General features: G+C 28.9%; 18 protein-coding genes. 11 read left to right on the top strand and 7 right to left on the bottom strand.

Annotated elements, in window-relative coordinates:
• The first annotated feature begins 118 nt into the window (after window positions 1–118).
• Complete coding sequence (locus A8C32_RS16630) at window positions 119–1,153, top strand: glycosyltransferase family 4 protein (RefSeq protein WP_069831522.1); 1,035 nt, start codon at window positions 119–121, stop codon at window positions 1,151–1,153.
• A 142-nt stretch (window positions 1,154–1,295) separates the two neighbouring features.
• The gene (locus A8C32_RS16625) at window positions 1,296–2,063 is read left to right on the top strand and encodes a lipopolysaccharide kinase InaA family protein (RefSeq protein ID WP_083253399.1); all 768 of its coding nucleotides are present in this window, start codon (window positions 1,296–1,298) and stop codon (window positions 2,061–2,063) included.
• A gap of 5 nt (window positions 2,064–2,068) precedes the next feature.
• Here A8C32_RS16625 and A8C32_RS16620 read toward each other — a convergent pair whose 3' ends face one another.
• Window positions 2,069–2,842: a glycosyltransferase family 2 protein gene (locus A8C32_RS16620; RefSeq protein WP_240491773.1), complete on the bottom strand. Its 774-nt coding sequence runs from the start codon at window positions 2,840–2,842 to the stop codon at window positions 2,069–2,071.
• 33 nt (window positions 2,843–2,875) lie between these two features.
• Between A8C32_RS16620 and A8C32_RS16615 the strand changes: the two genes are divergently transcribed.
• On the top strand, window positions 2,876–3,700 hold the full coding sequence (locus tag A8C32_RS16615) for a glycosyltransferase family 2 protein (RefSeq protein ID WP_069831520.1): 825 nt from the start codon (window positions 2,876–2,878) through the stop codon (window positions 3,698–3,700).
• Here the strand turns inward: A8C32_RS16615 and glf are convergent.
• Window positions 3,697–4,800, bottom strand: a complete 1,104-nt coding sequence (glf, locus tag A8C32_RS16610) for a UDP-galactopyranose mutase (protein ID WP_069831519.1) — start codon at window positions 4,798–4,800, stop codon at window positions 3,697–3,699. The two genes, A8C32_RS16615 and glf, sit on opposite strands and share 4 nt — an antisense overlap.
• A gap of 60 nt (window positions 4,801–4,860) precedes the next feature.
• Here glf and A8C32_RS16605 point away from each other — a divergent pair, with 60 nt between their 5' ends.
• Entirely contained in the window at window positions 4,861–5,898 is a 1,038-nt protein-coding gene (locus A8C32_RS16605) for a glycosyltransferase (protein ID WP_069831518.1), read from the top strand.
• A gap of 23 nt (window positions 5,899–5,921) precedes the next feature.
• Here A8C32_RS16605 and A8C32_RS16600 read toward each other — a convergent pair whose 3' ends face one another.
• Window positions 5,922–6,968, bottom strand: coding sequence for a glycosyltransferase family 9 protein (locus A8C32_RS16600; RefSeq protein ID WP_069831517.1), 1,047 nt, complete (start codon window positions 6,966–6,968; stop codon window positions 5,922–5,924).
• Window positions 6,969–7,060: 92 nt separating this feature from the next.
• On the bottom strand, window positions 7,061–7,876 hold the full coding sequence (locus A8C32_RS16595; protein WP_069831516.1) for a 2,3,4,5-tetrahydropyridine-2,6-dicarboxylate N-succinyltransferase: 816 nt from the start codon (window positions 7,874–7,876) through the stop codon (window positions 7,061–7,063).
• A gap of 324 nt (window positions 7,877–8,200) precedes the next feature.
• Between A8C32_RS16595 and A8C32_RS16590 the strand changes: the two genes are divergently transcribed.
• From A8C32_RS16590 to A8C32_RS16560, 7 genes are all read left to right on the top strand, one after another.
• Entirely contained in the window at window positions 8,201–8,509 is a 309-nt protein-coding gene (locus A8C32_RS16590; RefSeq protein WP_069831515.1) for a hypothetical protein, read from the top strand.
• A 239-nt stretch (window positions 8,510–8,748) separates the two neighbouring features.
• The gene (ruvX, locus tag A8C32_RS16585; RefSeq protein WP_069831514.1) at window positions 8,749–9,159 is read left to right on the top strand and encodes a Holliday junction resolvase RuvX; all 411 of its coding nucleotides are present in this window, start codon (window positions 8,749–8,751) and stop codon (window positions 9,157–9,159) included.
• 87 nt (window positions 9,160–9,246) lie between these two features.
• Window positions 9,247–9,837 (top strand): peptide deformylase, encoded by a 591-nt coding sequence (gene def / locus A8C32_RS16580; RefSeq protein ID WP_069831513.1) that lies wholly within the window; start codon window positions 9,247–9,249, stop codon window positions 9,835–9,837.
• A 56-nt stretch (window positions 9,838–9,893) separates the two neighbouring features.
• Window positions 9,894–10,325, top strand: coding sequence for a DUF5606 family protein (locus A8C32_RS16575; protein WP_069831512.1), 432 nt, complete (start codon window positions 9,894–9,896; stop codon window positions 10,323–10,325).
• 160 nt (window positions 10,326–10,485) lie between these two features.
• Window positions 10,486–11,157, top strand: coding sequence for a Crp/Fnr family transcriptional regulator (locus A8C32_RS16570; protein WP_069831511.1), 672 nt, complete (start codon window positions 10,486–10,488; stop codon window positions 11,155–11,157).
• Between the two features lie 70 nt (window positions 11,158–11,227).
• Window positions 11,228–12,139: an anti-sigma factor gene (locus A8C32_RS16565; RefSeq protein ID WP_240491772.1), complete on the top strand. Its 912-nt coding sequence runs from the start codon at window positions 11,228–11,230 to the stop codon at window positions 12,137–12,139.
• 153 nt (window positions 12,140–12,292) lie between these two features.
• Complete coding sequence (locus A8C32_RS16560; protein ID WP_069831509.1) at window positions 12,293–12,853, top strand: TlpA family protein disulfide reductase; 561 nt, start codon at window positions 12,293–12,295, stop codon at window positions 12,851–12,853.
• A 21-nt stretch (window positions 12,854–12,874) separates the two neighbouring features.
• Here A8C32_RS16560 and A8C32_RS16555 read toward each other — a convergent pair whose 3' ends face one another.
• The 3 genes from A8C32_RS16555 to A8C32_RS16545 are packed head-to-tail and all read right to left on the bottom strand — an operon-like array spanning window position 12,875 to window position 15,328.
• Window positions 12,875–14,020 (bottom strand): lycopene cyclase family protein, encoded by a 1,146-nt coding sequence (locus A8C32_RS16555; protein WP_069831508.1) that lies wholly within the window; start codon window positions 14,018–14,020, stop codon window positions 12,875–12,877.
• An 8-nt stretch (window positions 14,021–14,028) separates the two neighbouring features.
• Window positions 14,029–14,478, bottom strand: a complete 450-nt coding sequence (locus tag A8C32_RS16550; RefSeq protein ID WP_069831507.1) for a sterol desaturase family protein — start codon at window positions 14,476–14,478, stop codon at window positions 14,029–14,031.
• A gap of 10 nt (window positions 14,479–14,488) precedes the next feature.
• Entirely contained in the window at window positions 14,489–15,328 is an 840-nt protein-coding gene (locus A8C32_RS16545; RefSeq protein WP_069831506.1) for a phytoene/squalene synthase family protein, read from the bottom strand.
• Window positions 15,329–15,343: the final 15 nt, after the last annotated feature.

The following is a 15,343-nucleotide window of genomic DNA, read 5'->3' as shown; positions in this document are numbered from 1 at the left end:
GTTATTTATTACTTCTCTATTCTAAATACTGTATAGATGCATTTGGATAAGTGAAAATATCTACATAGGTTAGGCGTTATTCTATTAATTGGAAGTTAATAAGTAAAAACATAGTAAAATGATTACAATGATGAATGGTAATAATGATTTAAAAGAGAATCTTTATTTTACAATATGTCATAAATGGAAATATTTATGGGCTATATTTTGTTCGAAGTTTTATGCATCTTCTGCAACTAAAACGATAAATAAATTGGTTTATATCGCTAGAGAGAAAGATAAGGATTGGATTTTTGGAGCTAAAATAAGACGTCTTTCAAGGCATTCTTCTTTAAACGCAGAGCCTTATTTTCATAATAAATTACGTGATTTACCTGATGCTGATGGCTATTATTATATTTATCAAAACTACTTTTGTCGGTGTATTCGTAGTACACCAAGTATTTTGAAGAAAAAAAATGTTGTCATGTTTACGCATCCCAATTGGTCTAAAAAATATTCCAAAACTCATGTAATATGGTGTCTCAACAAAGCAGATACTATTATATGTTTAAATTCTGAAATTAAAACTAATTTAATTGAGATGGGAGTAAAACCAGAATTGCTTGAAGTTTTACATATAGGGACGTGCTCAAATTTTTTTAGCAGCCATACTAGATTAAATGGAGCCGTAGGGTTTTGTTCTACTTACAACATACGTAAGAACCCAAATTTAATTTTAGAAGTCGTTAAAAACTTGCCAAATAGAATCTTTCATTTGATTGGTAATAATTGGGAGAATTATAGTAAATTTAATGAGTTGTCTAGTTTGCCAAATTTTGTTTACTATAATGATGTGCCTTATGAAACTTACCCTGATTTATATAGTAAAATAGATGTTTTTGTTTCCCCTTCTATATTAGAGGGAGGACCAGTACCTATACTGGAAGCAATGATGTCTAATTGTGTGCCAGTAGCTTCTAAAACAGGTTTCTGTTCTGATTTAATAAATCATGGAGAAAACGGCTTTTTGTTTGACGTTGATGCAAGTTCTCAAGATGTTATTCCTTTAATAGAAAAAGCTTTTTTATTAAAAACAAATATAAGGGAAACTGTAACCCAGTATACTTGGGAAAACTGTGCTAAGACTATTGATGGTTATTTTTTAAATTGAATTAAATTCTATATGTAGAATTGTTTATTTTTGACTTCATATAGATTATGAGTTTTTATAATAAAACAGATTCATTTTTTATATGAAATTTGTTCTGAAAATAAAGAAAAATTCTAGCGTAAAAGCGTAAACAAATATTTAATTGGGTAATAAAAAAAAACAAATACATAAATCGTTTAAACAAAGTAGTAATTTATTAGATGGTTTTATAGAAAATTTTGAAACGCTGGGTGTTCCTTTTGGCAATCAAGATAGAAATTCTTTGAAGCTATTTAAACTTAATAAAAGAACAATTAACATTAAATCGTTTAGAGTCCCCAATATTTTTAACCAAATAGCATACAGATTTTTTAGGAAAAGTAAAGCGCAGCGTTCTTTTGAGTATGCTAATAAACTTATAGAGTTAGCGGTGGGAACTCCTAAACCTATTGCTTATTATGAGTTTACTACGTCTTTTTTATTCAAGAAAAGCTATTATATAAGTGAGCAAATTAATGATGATTTAACGTATAGAGAATTAACTACAAATTTTAATTATCCAAATCATGAAGCTATACTTCGTGCTTTTACAAGATTTACATTTCAATTACATGAAAAAGGAATTCATTTTTTAGATCATTCTCCCGGTAATACATTGATTAAAACTGATGAAGGGAATTATACATTTTATTTGGTTGATTTAAATCGCATGGAATTTAAAACGTTAGATTTTGAAACTCGTATTAAAAACTTTTCTAGACTTACTATACATAAGTCTATGATAGAAGTTATGAGCGACGAGTATGCCAAATGTACAGGTGAAGATTACGATAAAATATTTAATTTAATGTGGCATGATACTGAAGCCTTTCAAGAAAAATACCATCGTAAACGCAGATTAAAAAAGAAATTAAAGTTTTGGAAAAAATAAGTTTTTTATTTTTCTTCGTTTCTATATAGTTCTCTAAGTTTAGTATATTTTAAAAAGGTAATGTTTGCTGTTTGTACACAAATTATAAATCCGTTTAAGCCATCAAGAAATCCTAACCTTAAAAAATAGGCTTTAAAAAAAGCCCAAGTGGGGTTGAATAAAATTTTCCATAGAGGTGCTTTTTTTCCTAAGTTGTAATATGCTTTTGCTGCAATAGTAGAAAAGTGTTCGGTTTTTAAATTAAACTCAGAATAAGTTTGATAAGTTAAATGTAAAATATCTCCTTTTAAATAACCTGTTTTATCTTTTGAATTATGCAGCACAACATTGTCATGAGGATTAATGCCTTTCCATTGTGCTTTTCTTTTATCGAAAACTCGTAATTTTTTATTAGGATACCAATCGGAATGTTTAATCCATTGTCCACAAAAATTATTAAATCTATTGCTATAATAGCCATCAAGTTTCCAATTTTTTTTTAAAGAAATAATAGATTCTTGTAATGCTTCAGAAAGAGATTCATCACCATCAAGAGAAACGACATAGTCGTTGGAAGCTTGAGAAAGCGCAAAGTTTTTTTGTTCAATATAACCTAGAAATTTTTGTTCTATAAATTTGACATTGTATTTGTTACAAATAGATTTAGTGTTGTCGGAAGAGAACGAATCTACCACAACAATTTCATCAACAACAGGTACTAAAGATTGTAAGCATTTTTCAATATTTCGCTCTTCGTTATAGGTGATAATAACACCAGATAGTTTAATCATATTCTTCATTATGGTTGGGTAAAAATAGTTATTTTTGTGGCAATGACCACATTTAAGACCTCAGTAATTATTAGTACATATAATCAACCCGAATGGTTGCAAAAGGTACTTTGGAGTTATAATTTTCAAAGTTTTAAAAACTTTGAAGTTATTATTGCCGATGATGGCTCTAATGATAAAACTAAACAACTTATTGAGCATATAAAAAAAGAGGTTAGTTATCCTATTAAGCATGTTTGGCATGAGGATAATGGGTTTCAAAAAACAAAAATATTAAATAAAGCAGTAGTTAAAGCATCTTCAGATTATTTGATTTTTACAGATGGAGATTGTATTGCTAGAAAAGATTTTGTTGAGACACATTTAAAACTAAGAAAACCAAATTATTTTTTGTCTGGAGGATATTTAAAATTACCAAAATTAATATCAGATAGTATTTCAAAAGAACATATTAAAAATCAGGATTGTTTTTATATCGAATGGTTAGTTAAAAACGGACTTAAAAAAACGTTTAAGTCTAACAAATTAACTTCTAGAGGTTTTAAAGCATGGTTTTTAAATACGTTTACACCAACTAAAGCTACGTTTGATGGTATGAATGTATCCGGATGGAAAAAAGACATAGTTGAAGCTAATGGGTTCGACGAACGTATGCAATATGGTGGAGAAGATAGAGAGTTAGGAGAACGATTGATGAATAAAGGACTTAAATTTAAGCAGATTCGTTATAGTGCTGTATGTTTGCATTTATACCATGAGCGTCCATATAAAAATACAGAGGCATTACAGTTAAATAACTCCATAAGAAAGTATACAAAAAAGAACAAGTTGGTTTATACCAATTTTGGTATAAACCAATCTAGTTAACTTAATTCTTGTTTACTTTTTTGTAATGCAGAAGCTATTATTTGGTGCATGTCATAATATTTATATTCGGCAAGTCTACCTCCAAAAATAATGTTGTCCTCTTGTATAGAAAGTGCTCTGTATTGTTGATATTTATTTTGATTATCATCATTATTTATAGGGTAATATGCTTCTTTCTCTTGAGTCCATTTTTCTGAGAATTCTTTTGTTATTACAGTATGCTTTTGTTTACCAAATTCAAAGTGTTTATGTTCAATAATTCGTGTATAAGGCACAGTAGCATCATTATAATTAACAACAGCATTTCCTTGATAATTATCGGTATCTAACCTAATATTTTCAAATCGTAAGGATCTATATTCTAAGTTACCAAATTTATAATTATAGAATTCATCAATTTTTCCGGTGTACACTATTTTATTAGCTAAAGCACTTAACTCTTCTTTTTCTTCAAAAAAATCAACATTAGTTTTTACATCGATATCTTTTAATAGTCCATCAATTATTTTGTTATAACCTCCAATAGGAATACCTTGATAGGTATCATTAAAATAATTATTATTAAAAGTATAGCGTACTGGTAATCGTTTAATAATAAACGATGGAAGGTCGGTAGCTTTTTTACCCCATTGTTTTTCTGTGTATTCTTTTATAAGGGTTTCATAAACATCTTTTCCAATTAAAGAAAGGGCTTGTTCTTCTAAGTTTTTAGGGGTCTTAACTCCAAATTGTTTAATTTGACTTTCGATTATAGTTTTTGCTTCTTCCGGTGTTTTTGTTCCCCATAATTGGTAAAATGTATTCATATTAAAAGGTAAATTATATAATTTGCCTTTAGATAGAGATATAGGCGAGTTTATATAATTATTAAACTCAGCAAATTGATTTACATAATCCCAGATAGCTTTGTCGTTGGTATGAAATATATGAGCACCATATTTATGTACATTAATGCCGTCAATATTTTCGCAATATACATTTCCTCCTACATGTGTTCGCTTATCTACAACAAGGCATTTTTTTCCTTGTTTAGTAGCTTCATGTGCAAAAACACATCCAAATAAGCCAGCACCAACAATTAAATAATCATATTTTTGCATACATTTAATTTTTTAACAAAACTAGGATTTAAATTTCCTAAAAAAAACTTTTGAACCTATATGTATTATATTTCTAGAAACTATAAATCATTATTTAATGCTGCTGGAAAAGCAAAAACAGATTGTGAAGTTACATTAAAGAATTTAGGTTTTAAGAATCTAGGGTTTAAACAGTCATCTATACCTAATTCTGCTATAGGAACTATAAAAAATATTTTTGGGATTTCTATGGCTTTAATAAGGTTGCCATTTAAATCTATAATATGTACACAATATCCGAACAATAAGTTTAGGAAGCTTATTGTTTTTGTAGCAAAATTAAAGCGTTGCAAAATTATTACTATAGTGCATGATGTAAGGGTTTTAAAGGGAAGAACTAAAGATGTGGAAGCAGAGTTATCTAAAATTGTATGCTCGGATGCTATAATTGTACATAACCCATCGATGAAAGACTGGTTTTTAGAACAGGGAACAAAAATTCCTATTATAGTTTTAGAGGTGTTTGATTATGTGTCTTCAGATAAACCTGTTCAAAATGAAAATATAAGTACAGAAGATGTTTATAAAATTGCTTATGCTGGTGGTTTTGGTAACGGTAAGAATTCTTACATCTTTGATTTTGATACCTTGGAAAATAGCCAATATAATTTGAAATTGTATGGGTTAAGTTTCGATCCAGCAAAACGTAAGGTAAAGGAAGAAGCATCTGTTATTTTTTATCAAGGAGCTTTCCCGTCTGACCAAGTTGCTCATAAAATTGAAGCTCATTTTGGATTGGTCTGGGACGGTATTTCTACAGAATTATGCAGTGGGAAGTATGGAGAGTATTTAAAATATAATAACCCGCATAAAACCTCATTATATCTTTTATGTGGTATGCCAGTTATTGTTTGGGATAAAGCAGCCATTGCTCCATTTATAATAAATAATAACTTAGGAATTGGGGTTTCTAACTTGGCAGATTTAAATAGTATTTTAGAAAACTTAACTGCCGAAGATTATAAGCAAATGAAAGCTAATGTGCGTAAGGTTCAAGAAAAAATAATGAAAGGTAAATTTGTTGAAATCGCAGTTAAAAAAGCTTTAGAGAAACTTTAAAGAAATAGAAATAAAGACTAGTCTTAACTTTTTAAAAACGATTTAAGCTTATCTACAAAGTAATCTGGTTTAAATAGTTTATATAAAGTTAAGGCTTCTTTTTTAAAGGCTTTTTCTGGTTTATTATATAGCTCAGACTTAAAGTCTTTAAAATGAACACTTATATTGTTCTCATCTTCAAAAAGATTCCAAGTAGCTTTATCTATCCAAGGTGAATAAATAGAAAATGTTTTTGTGTTTAAGGCTTTAGCCATGTTTATGGCTCCACCTTCATTACCTATTAAAGCATCACAATGATGCGTTATTGCTAAAAAATCTCTTAAACTTTTCCCAAACACATTAAAGAAAATATATTGTTTAGTAGTGTCTTCGCATAGGTTATAAATTTCTCTTGCCTTTTCTTCTTGATTGGGGATGTAATTAAATAAAATTTGAGCCTTGGTTTGTGCAACGATGGTATCAATAACTTTAGCCATATAGCCAAAAGGATAAGTTTTATTATCACCACTACCAAGTACACTTATCATGTGTAAAGGTTTAGAAAAGTTAATATCATGATTTTCTAAAAATTGTTTGCTTTTAGAAATTTCTTCTTCAGTTAAATAAATCTTTGGTTTAATAGTTTGTATATCAACACCCAAAGGGCTTAATAATTGCATTCTATTTATAATAGCTAGACCAGCTTCTTGATTATTGCTTTTTTGTCTTTTTATATTATTATGATATAAAAATGAAGTATAGCTTTTATGGTATGAAATTCGAGTACTTGCCTTAGATATAAAACTTATTAAATTACTAGATAGTTTAGAATAGACATCAATTACAACATCATACTTTTTTTGCTTTATAGACTTAGCAAGTTTAAAAAGTGTTTTTTTACTAGATTCATGTTGTTTAGTGAAAAAGATAAAATGATCTATAAAAGGATTGTTTTCAACAACAGGAAAGGTATGCTCATTAATTAAATAGTCTAATTGAGCATCAGGATATTTTTGACGAAGAGCTTCAAACAAAATACTGCTTGTTAGTACATCGCCAATCATTTTTTGTTGTATGATAAGTATTTTCATAAATACAATTTATATATGCGAAAATATAAAATAAAAAGAGCTACTTCGTATAAAAGTAGCTCTCTTGTATGGTTTTTATTTTTGTCTAAGTATTAAACAGCTACATTATGCTCACGAAGGGCATCATTAAGCGATGTTTTTTTATTAGTACTCTCTTTACGTTTACCTATAATTAAAGCGCAAGGTACATTGTAGCTTCCAGAAGGAAACTCTTTAGCATAGCTACCAGGTATAACTACAGAACGTGCTGGTACAAGACCTTTGTATTCTACAGGCTCATCACCAGTTACATCAATAATTTTGGTACTCATTGTTAAAGTAACACCTGCACCTAAAACAGCCTCAGTTTCTACACGAACACCTTCAACAACAATACAACGACTGCCAATAAATGCGTTATCTTCTATAATTACTGGAGCAGCTTGTAATGGTTCTAAAACACCACCAATACCAACACCACCAGATAAATGTACATTTTTACCTATTTGAGCACAACTACCAACAGTAGCCCAAGTATCAACCATAGTACCTTCATCAACGTAAGCACCTATATTTACATAACTAGGCATTAAAATAGTTCCGCTAGAGATGTAAGCACCATGTCTTGCTACAGCATTAGGAACAACTCTAATTCCTCTTTCAGCAAAGTTTCTTTTCAATGGAATTTTATCATGATACTCAAAAATACCAGCTTCTAAAGTTTCCATTTTTTGAATAGGGAAATATAAAACAACAGCTTTTTTTACCCATTCGTTAACCTGCCAACCATCAGATATTGGTTCTGCAACTCTCAATTCACCTTTATCTAGTAAATCTATAACTGTTCGTATAGCAGAAGTCGTTACCTCTTCTTTTAAAAGGTCTCTATTTTCCCAAGCATTTTCTATGATTTGTTGTAATTCTGTCATCGATATTTAATTTTGCACAAATATAATAGGTATCATTTAAAAAAGGGAATGAAAAGTTAGAATATCTATTTTTTTAAGTTCAAAAATACTTAGAGATAAAGTGTTTTTGTAAAGATAAAAATCACTTCCTCTATAAAATTGTACAAAATAACTTAGTAAAATATTTATTTTATGTTTTTTATCGGCAACTTTTTACCGTTAAACTGTTTGTCGATAAAAATAAGTGTCTTCCCTTATAAACGAAAATACATGATGTATAACCATTTTTTTATGTTTAAGCTTTCATGTGCTTTTATATTTGTTGTGTAGAACATTAATAAACAGATGATAACAAAACATTATATAATATTAATTTTATTATTTTCTTCTTCTCTAGGAAATGCACAAAGTGAAGATGTCTTTTTAGAGGTTGAAATAAGTAAAATTATTTATAATGATTTTAAAAAAATGTTTGATAAGTTTAATTATGAAATTAATAAAGTAAAGGATACCGATTCATTACTAACTAAAGAAGATAAGGTAGAAGATATTATTACACGTAGTAGTGATATTAGACTTTACTTAAATAGAATAAGAAATGTTAGTAACTTAGATATTATATTCCCTAAGATAAATAAACGCGTTAAAGTGTAAAAATTAAAGTTCAAGTATTTATTAATTAATCAGAGAGGATTAAGCAGTAAGAAAGGTTGTCTGAAAAGATGACCTTTCTTGTTTTTAGAGATTATAATTTTTTAAAGAAGATTAAAGTAATTTAGTATAACAAGAAATAACTAAAAAATATTAAAGAGTATCTTTTTATGATATCGATGTAATGAGCTTTTCTAATAAGAAATGTGGATTAAAGCCTTATTTTTGTCAAAAAAAGATAAATGGCTCGTATTTTAGCAATAGATTTTGGAACAAAAAGAACAGGTATAGCAGTAACAGATGAGCTACAAATTATAGCCTCAGGGCTAACTACAGTTAACACTAAGGATTTACTTGCTTTTTTAAAAGACTATGTTGCGAAAGAAACTGTAGAGCTGTTTTTGGTAGGAGAACCTAAGCAAATGGATAATACAGCTTCAGAAAGTGAAGTACACATAATATCTTTTATAAATAAATTAGAAAAACAGTTTCCAAATATTCCTATCCAAAGAGTTGATGAACGTTTTACTTCAAAAATGGCATTTCAAACAATGATTGATAGTGGTTTAAAAAAGAATCAACGAAAAAATAAAGCACTTGTAGATGAAATTAGTGCTACCCTTATATTACAGAGTTATTTGTACTCTAAATAATAACATTTCAAAAAGAATAATTTATTATAAATACAGACAATAAATTATAAGTATTGTATTTTTGCAAAGATTAACATAAAACATAAGATGATTTTACCGATTGTAGCTTACGGCCACCAAGTTTTAAAAAAGAAAGCGATAGATATTACTAAAGATTATCCTGAATTTAATACGCTTTTAGAAAATATGTTTGACACCATGTATAATGCTTCAGGAGTTGGTTTAGCAGCACCACAAATAGGCTTACCTATTAGGTTGTTTTTAGTAGATACAACACCTTTCTCTGAAGATGAAGATTTAACTGCAGATGAGCAAAAGGCACTTAATGGATTTAAACGCGTTTTTATTAATGCGAAGATAACCAAGGAAGAAGGGGAAGAATGGGCTTTTAATGAAGGGTGTTTAAGTATTCCAGATGTTAGAGAAGATGTTTTTAGAAAATCAAATGTAACAATCGAATATCTTGATGAAAATTTTGAAAAGCATACAGAGTCTTTTGATGGGTTAATAGCTAGAGTTATTCAGCATGAATATGATCATATTGAAGGGGTCTTATTTACAGATAAACTATCTAGCTTAAAAAAGCGTTTAATAAAAGGAAAATTAGTAAATATATCTAAAGGCAAGATTAATGTTGACTATAGAATGCGTTTTCCAGATCAAAAAAAGAAACGATAATATTTGCAATACATCAATAAACAATTGATCTTTGCGCCTTTCAAAAAAATAAATTTATGAGTTTAGATAAAGTACTATCCATATCAGGAAAACCAGGTTTATATAAATTAATAGCACAAACACGTGGGGGGTTTGTAGTAGAATCTTTAATGGATAATAAACGCCTTTCTGTAAGTGTACAAAACAATGTTAGCATTTTAAGCGAAATTGCGATTTATACATTAACAGAGGAAGTGCCTTTAAAACAGGTTTTTGAAAATATTAAGAAGAAAGAAAACGGTGAACAGACTAGTGTGAAGCCAAAAGATAGTAAAGATAAGCTAGAAGAATATTTCTTTGATGTTTTACCTGACTATGACGAAGACAGAGTATATGCTAGCGATATAAAGAAAGTTATTCAATGGTATAATTTACTGCAAAAACATGATATGTTAGACGTGTTAGAGGTTGAAAAAGAAGAAGATAAAACAAACGATATAACCTCCTAATTTAGGAGGTTTTTTTATACCCTATTTTGTAAGTTTTATTCGTGTCACTCGACAATTAAATAATTATAATAGTTTTAATCAAGCATCTGTGATTAAAATTTTAACGTATACATAATATACATAGAAGTATATTAGGCACATAATTATTTAAAATAAACATATGAAATCTCTTTGGTTCTTTGACGACGTCAATCTCTTTAAGGTACTCTGCCCTCATAAATTTAAAACATACAAGGTAGGTCATGGTTTTGATGCTTATAAAAATAAAGATTATATTTATTTTGAGGAAGACTCTGCTAATAAAGTATATCTTATAGAAAAAGGTAAAGTTAAAATAGGTTATTATAGCGAAGAAGGAGATGAGATTGTAAAGGCCATTTTAACGCGAGGAGAATTATTTGGAGAAACAGCAATTTTAGGAGAATCTGTAAGAAAGGAATTTGCACAATCGATAGATAATGGTACTAGTATTTGCCAAATAGGAGTAGATACAATGCACGATTTAATGAGAAATAATCAAACCTTTAGTTTTAAAATTTATAAAGTAATAGGTTATAAGTTTAAAAAATTAGAGAGACGACTACAGCTATTATTACTTAAAGATACCAAAACACGCCTTCTTGAGTTTTTACATGAATTATGTACAGATTATGGATATGATTGTGATAGAACTGGAGATAAAATTATACATCATCCTTATACGCAAAAAGATATAGCCTCTTTGATTGGTACTTCAAGGTCAACATTAAATATTTTATTGAATGAATTAAAAGAGGAAAATATTATTGAATTTACTAGAAAAGAAATAAGAGTACATAAAAATATTGCTTAATGTTAGCTACCTAACATTTAAAGAAAAAAATGTGTCATATTTTTGAAGTATTAAAAAATACTTAAAAAATATGATGATTAAAAAAATGTTTTTAGCAATACTAGCAGTTGGAGTTTTTGCTAGTTCATGTAGCAATGACGACGATAACAGCGCAGCAACAACAGCAAATTTAACTTTAGATTTTCAACAAGGAGATCAAAAATTAGATGAGTTAGGAGCAGGTTACGTTTACGAAGGGTGGATTATTGTAGATGGATCTCCAGTTTCTACAGGTACGTTTTCATCTGTAACTTTTCCTCAATCTTTTACTGTAGATGCTGTTCAATTAGCAGCAGCGACAAGATTTGTTTTAACAATAGAACCAGCAGGAGAAACTGGAGTTGAAGCAGAAACACCAGCAGATACTAAAATTTTAGCAGGTGATTTTTCAGGAAGTACAGCAAGCGTAAATACAGAAGTAGTTGGAGATTTTAGTAATGCTTCTGGGAAGTATATATTAGCAACTCCTACAGATAATGATATGACTAATGAAGCTAGTGGTGTATGGTTTTTAGATAACACAAATGCTCCACCACCAGTAGCAGGTTTAGAAGGATTACCTGTACTTCCTGCAGGATGGAAATATGAAGGATGGGCTGTAGTTAATGGTACGCCTTTAAGTACTGGAACATTTACTAATGTTTCTGCAACAGATGATGGAGCTCCTTACAGTGGTTCGGTTGCATTGCCAATGCCTAATGGTGCAGATGGATTTTTTCCAGGAGAAGATTTTTTAGAAAATGCTCCAGAGGGATTAACATTTCCATTAGATTTAAAAGAAAAAACTATCGTTATTTCTGTTGAGCCAAGTCCAGATAACAGTCCAGCACCTTTTACTTTAAAGCCTTTAGCGCACATGGTGCCGGCAGATGCAATGGATCATACTCCAATTTCAATGGGAGTAGGGCCTGTAGTTAGCTTAAAAGCTACAGTTACTAGATAATATATTTAAAACTGTTTTTGTTTGATTTAAAAGGTATGGTTTCTTTGCAAAGAAACTATACCTTTTTTTATATTTAATTATAAGAAAACGATATTAGCCTTTTTTAATAAGAATATTTAAACTGTATAACTCAAGAAAAGAGATTATTAAACTATGAAAGTTTCTAAATCTAAAATAAAAAATATTATTTTTTTAATTGTAATTGGTTTATTGATTGTTCCACAAACTCGTCGACCTATACAGATTTTACTACATAAAGGTTTGGCTCTTTTTAGTCCATCTACAATAAATGAATCAGAACAAATTACTGTAACAAACTATGATTGGAAATTAAAAGATGAAAATGATGTCGTTCTAAATTTTGAAGAGACTAAAGAACGAGTTGTATTAATAAATTTTTGGGCAACTTGGTGTCCACCTTGTATTGCAGAAATGTCAAGTATGCAAGAACTTTACAATGATTATAAGAATAAAATAGAATTTATTTTTGTGTCTAGTGAAACGCATGCTGTGATTAATCAATTTTTAATGGATAATAATTATACTTTTAATGTGTATAATCCAATCACTAATTATCCTGAAGCATTTAATATTACAAGTATTCCTAGAACATTTTTGATAGATAAAAAAGGGAATATTGTAATAGATAAAAATGGATCAGCTAATTGGAATAGTGATATGGTTAGAAAGACTATTGATGGGTTGTTAAAATAGAAGAAGGAGTTATGTATCCGTTTAAAGCGTTTTAAAAAAGGCTTTAATAAAACTCCAAGAAAATAATGAACGCATAATTTTAAGTTCTTCAAAAAAGTTAGAGTCTTCATCTAGAAATTTAAACATAGTTTGTATGGTATTTTTATCATAAAATTGCTGAAAAATCCATTCACCTTTATGATTTTCATCTTTCAAAACTTTTAAAAAAACGGTATCATAAAACTTGTACTTATTATTAAATAAGTTACTTGAAGGTATTTTATTTACTTTAAGGTTATCAATAATTTTAGTTACTTTTTTTTCGGTATGCTTAAAGGAATACCCTGTAGAGGCTTTCACCCAACCACCTCCAGCACCTATTTTAGTAATGTGCTTTGTATTAAATGTGTCAAAAGGGAAATTGGTCATAGGTATTTGACCTTTTTCGATTTCAAGAATAGAGTATTTGTTGATTTTTAAATAATCCTTAATGTATCTTTTTATATAGTCATCGTAAACCTTATCATTTACAAGGTCTTCTGTGAAATAAGTAAATTCAATTAGAGCCTCATTTTTAGAAAATGGTAAAACATATGTAAATGTAGTTTGCTCACCATCTTTAAGTCGATAATCCATCATAGTGAAATTATTTTCATTAAAACTTTCGGTTTCAGTTTTAATAATATAGCCTTTAAAGTGTTGAATGAGTGTTATGTGATTTGTAGTTTTTTTTAAGAATTTTTCAGGTAATCTACTATCAAAAACATGTAAAGCAGTATAAATATTTTTTGTAGTTTCTACAGTTACACCATCTGCTTCAGGAATAGATATAACAGTGTCTTTAATGAAAGAAATATTATTATATTTAAGTAACTCCGTTTTAGCATTAGTATAAAAATCGATACTTCTAATTGTTTTATAAGTGTAGGGAGCTAGCTGTAAATGAATTGTTTTTTTAGAAGTATGTACCGTTGCGCTTTTCCAAGATTTATAGGAGATATGATTCCATTTGGAAGGTTCTTTTTCCCAAAAACTCCAGGTTTTATCATTGGTATTTTTTTCTAAAGGATCAATTAAAGCTATATTTTTATCTTTAAAAAAAGAGTCTGAAACCATTTTTAAAGCTAGCTGTAGACCAGCTAAACCATTTCCTATGATTATATAATCGAAATGGAAATTATTTGTCATATATTAAGTTATTTCCTAAAATATTTAAAAGGAACAAAGAGCATTCCAAAGCATTCCCCATCTTTTTTACCTAAATGCTTATGATGCATTTTATGAGCGCGTCTAACACCTTTTGCATACCAATTATTAGTATTTCTGAAAAGTTTAAAGCGCTGATGAATAAAAATATCATGAACCAAAAAATAAGATAAACCATATGCAAAAATACCCAGACCTAAAGGCAATCCAGCCCAAAAACTAGTGTATTTCCATAATAAGAAAAAAACAATACTTACCACTGCATAGAAAATAAAAAAGACATCATTGCGCTCAAACCAACTATCATGATCTTTTTTATGGTGGTCTTTATGTAGGCTCCATAAAAAGCCATGCATGACGTATTTATGTGTAAACCACGCCATAAATTCCATAAAAAGGAAAGTCGATAAAAATATTAATATCCAAAGGAAAATATACATCGCTTAAAATTTAGATTAAATTTAATTGATATTTTACATAACTACGCATTAATAGTTCTATTTTTTTTGGGTTAGAAACGCGAACTCTAGAGTCTTTTATTTTTAAAGCTGGTGTTCTTTTTAGTTTTTTTAGTAATTGTTTGTAATATCTATATGCCATAAAAACTCCAAATTTAGCTTCAATAGGTAATTTTTTAATGCCACTTAATCCTTTTTCGAAATCTTTTTCAATATCACTGATAATATCTTGTTTTGATAATTCATCTAAATTGTTTAAATCCGTATTTGGGAAATATGTTCTGTTTAAAACGTCGTGATCTGCTTTTAAATCTCTTAAAAAGTTTACTTTCTGGAATGCAGAACCTAAAGCCATTGCTGTATCTTTAAGTTCGCCGTATTTTTTTTTGTTTCCTCTAACAAAAACCTTTAAGCACATGAGGCCGACCACATCTGCAGATCCATATATGTAATCGTTATATTCTTCAGTTGTTAGATAATCTGTTTTATGTAAATCTAAGCGCATACTTTTCATGAAAGCATCTACCAAAGATTTATCAATGTCGTATTTGTGAAATGTATATTGAAATGAGTTTAATATTGGGTTTAGGCTAATTTTACCTTTTAAGGCTAATTCTAAATCATCAGAAAATTTATTAAATAGTTTTTCTTTATTATAATTATGAAAAGAATCTACTATTTCATCTGCAAATCGAACAAAGCCATAGATATTATAAATGTCATTCCGTATGGTCTTATAGAGCATTTTGGTAGCTAATGAAAAAGAAGTGCTATATGATTTTGTTACAAGTTTACTGCAATTGTAAGAGACGGTATCAAATAAAGACTTCATTAGTTATCGTTTGTT

Origin of the sequence: Flavivirga aquatica, from assembly GCF_001747085.1 — a bacterium.
GTDB lineage: Bacteria > Bacteroidota > Bacteroidia > Flavobacteriales > Flavobacteriaceae > Algibacter_C > Algibacter_C aquatica.
Note: the sequence above shows the minus strand (reverse complement) of the source record. Positions and strands in the feature narration are given on the sequence as shown.

Coding starts and splice junctions, on each gene's coding strand:
- A8C32_RS16595 (WP_069831516.1), bottom strand. CDS start 7,876: ATGACAGAATTACAACAAATCATAGAAAATGCTTGGGAAAATAGAGAC.
- glf (WP_069831519.1), bottom strand. CDS start 4,800: ATGCAAAAATATGATTATTTAATTGTTGGTGCTGGCTTATTTGGATGT.
- A8C32_RS16565 (WP_240491772.1), top strand. CDS start 11,228: ATGATGATTAAAAAAATGTTTTTAGCAATACTAGCAGTTGGAGTTTTT.
- A8C32_RS16550 (WP_069831507.1), bottom strand. CDS start 14,478: ATGTATATTTTCCTTTGGATATTAATATTTTTATCGACTTTCCTTTTT.
- A8C32_RS16600 (WP_069831517.1), bottom strand. CDS start 6,968: ATGAAAATACTTATCATACAACAAAAAATGATTGGCGATGTACTAACA.
- A8C32_RS16570 (WP_069831511.1), top strand. CDS start 10,486: ATGAAATCTCTTTGGTTCTTTGACGACGTCAATCTCTTTAAGGTACTC.
- A8C32_RS16545 (WP_069831506.1), bottom strand. CDS start 15,328: ATGAAGTCTTTATTTGATACCGTCTCTTACAATTGCAGTAAACTTGTA.
- A8C32_RS16630 (WP_069831522.1), top strand. CDS start 119: ATGATTACAATGATGAATGGTAATAATGATTTAAAAGAGAATCTTTAT.
- A8C32_RS16605 (WP_069831518.1), top strand. CDS start 4,861: ATGTATTATATTTCTAGAAACTATAAATCATTATTTAATGCTGCTGGA.
- A8C32_RS16560 (WP_069831509.1), top strand. CDS start 12,293: ATGAAAGTTTCTAAATCTAAAATAAAAAATATTATTTTTTTAATTGTA.
- A8C32_RS16590 (WP_069831515.1), top strand. CDS start 8,201: ATGATAACAAAACATTATATAATATTAATTTTATTATTTTCTTCTTCT.
- A8C32_RS16555 (WP_069831508.1), bottom strand. CDS start 14,020: ATGACAAATAATTTCCATTTCGATTATATAATCATAGGAAATGGTTTA.
- A8C32_RS16575 (WP_069831512.1), top strand. CDS start 9,894: ATGAGTTTAGATAAAGTACTATCCATATCAGGAAAACCAGGTTTATAT.
- A8C32_RS16615 (WP_069831520.1), top strand. CDS start 2,876: ATGACCACATTTAAGACCTCAGTAATTATTAGTACATATAATCAACCC.
- A8C32_RS16620 (WP_240491773.1), bottom strand. CDS start 2,842: ATGAAGAATATGATTAAACTATCTGGTGTTATTATCACCTATAACGAA.
- def (WP_069831513.1), top strand. CDS start 9,247: ATGATTTTACCGATTGTAGCTTACGGCCACCAAGTTTTAAAAAAGAAA.
- ruvX (WP_069831514.1), top strand. CDS start 8,749: ATGGCTCGTATTTTAGCAATAGATTTTGGAACAAAAAGAACAGGTATA.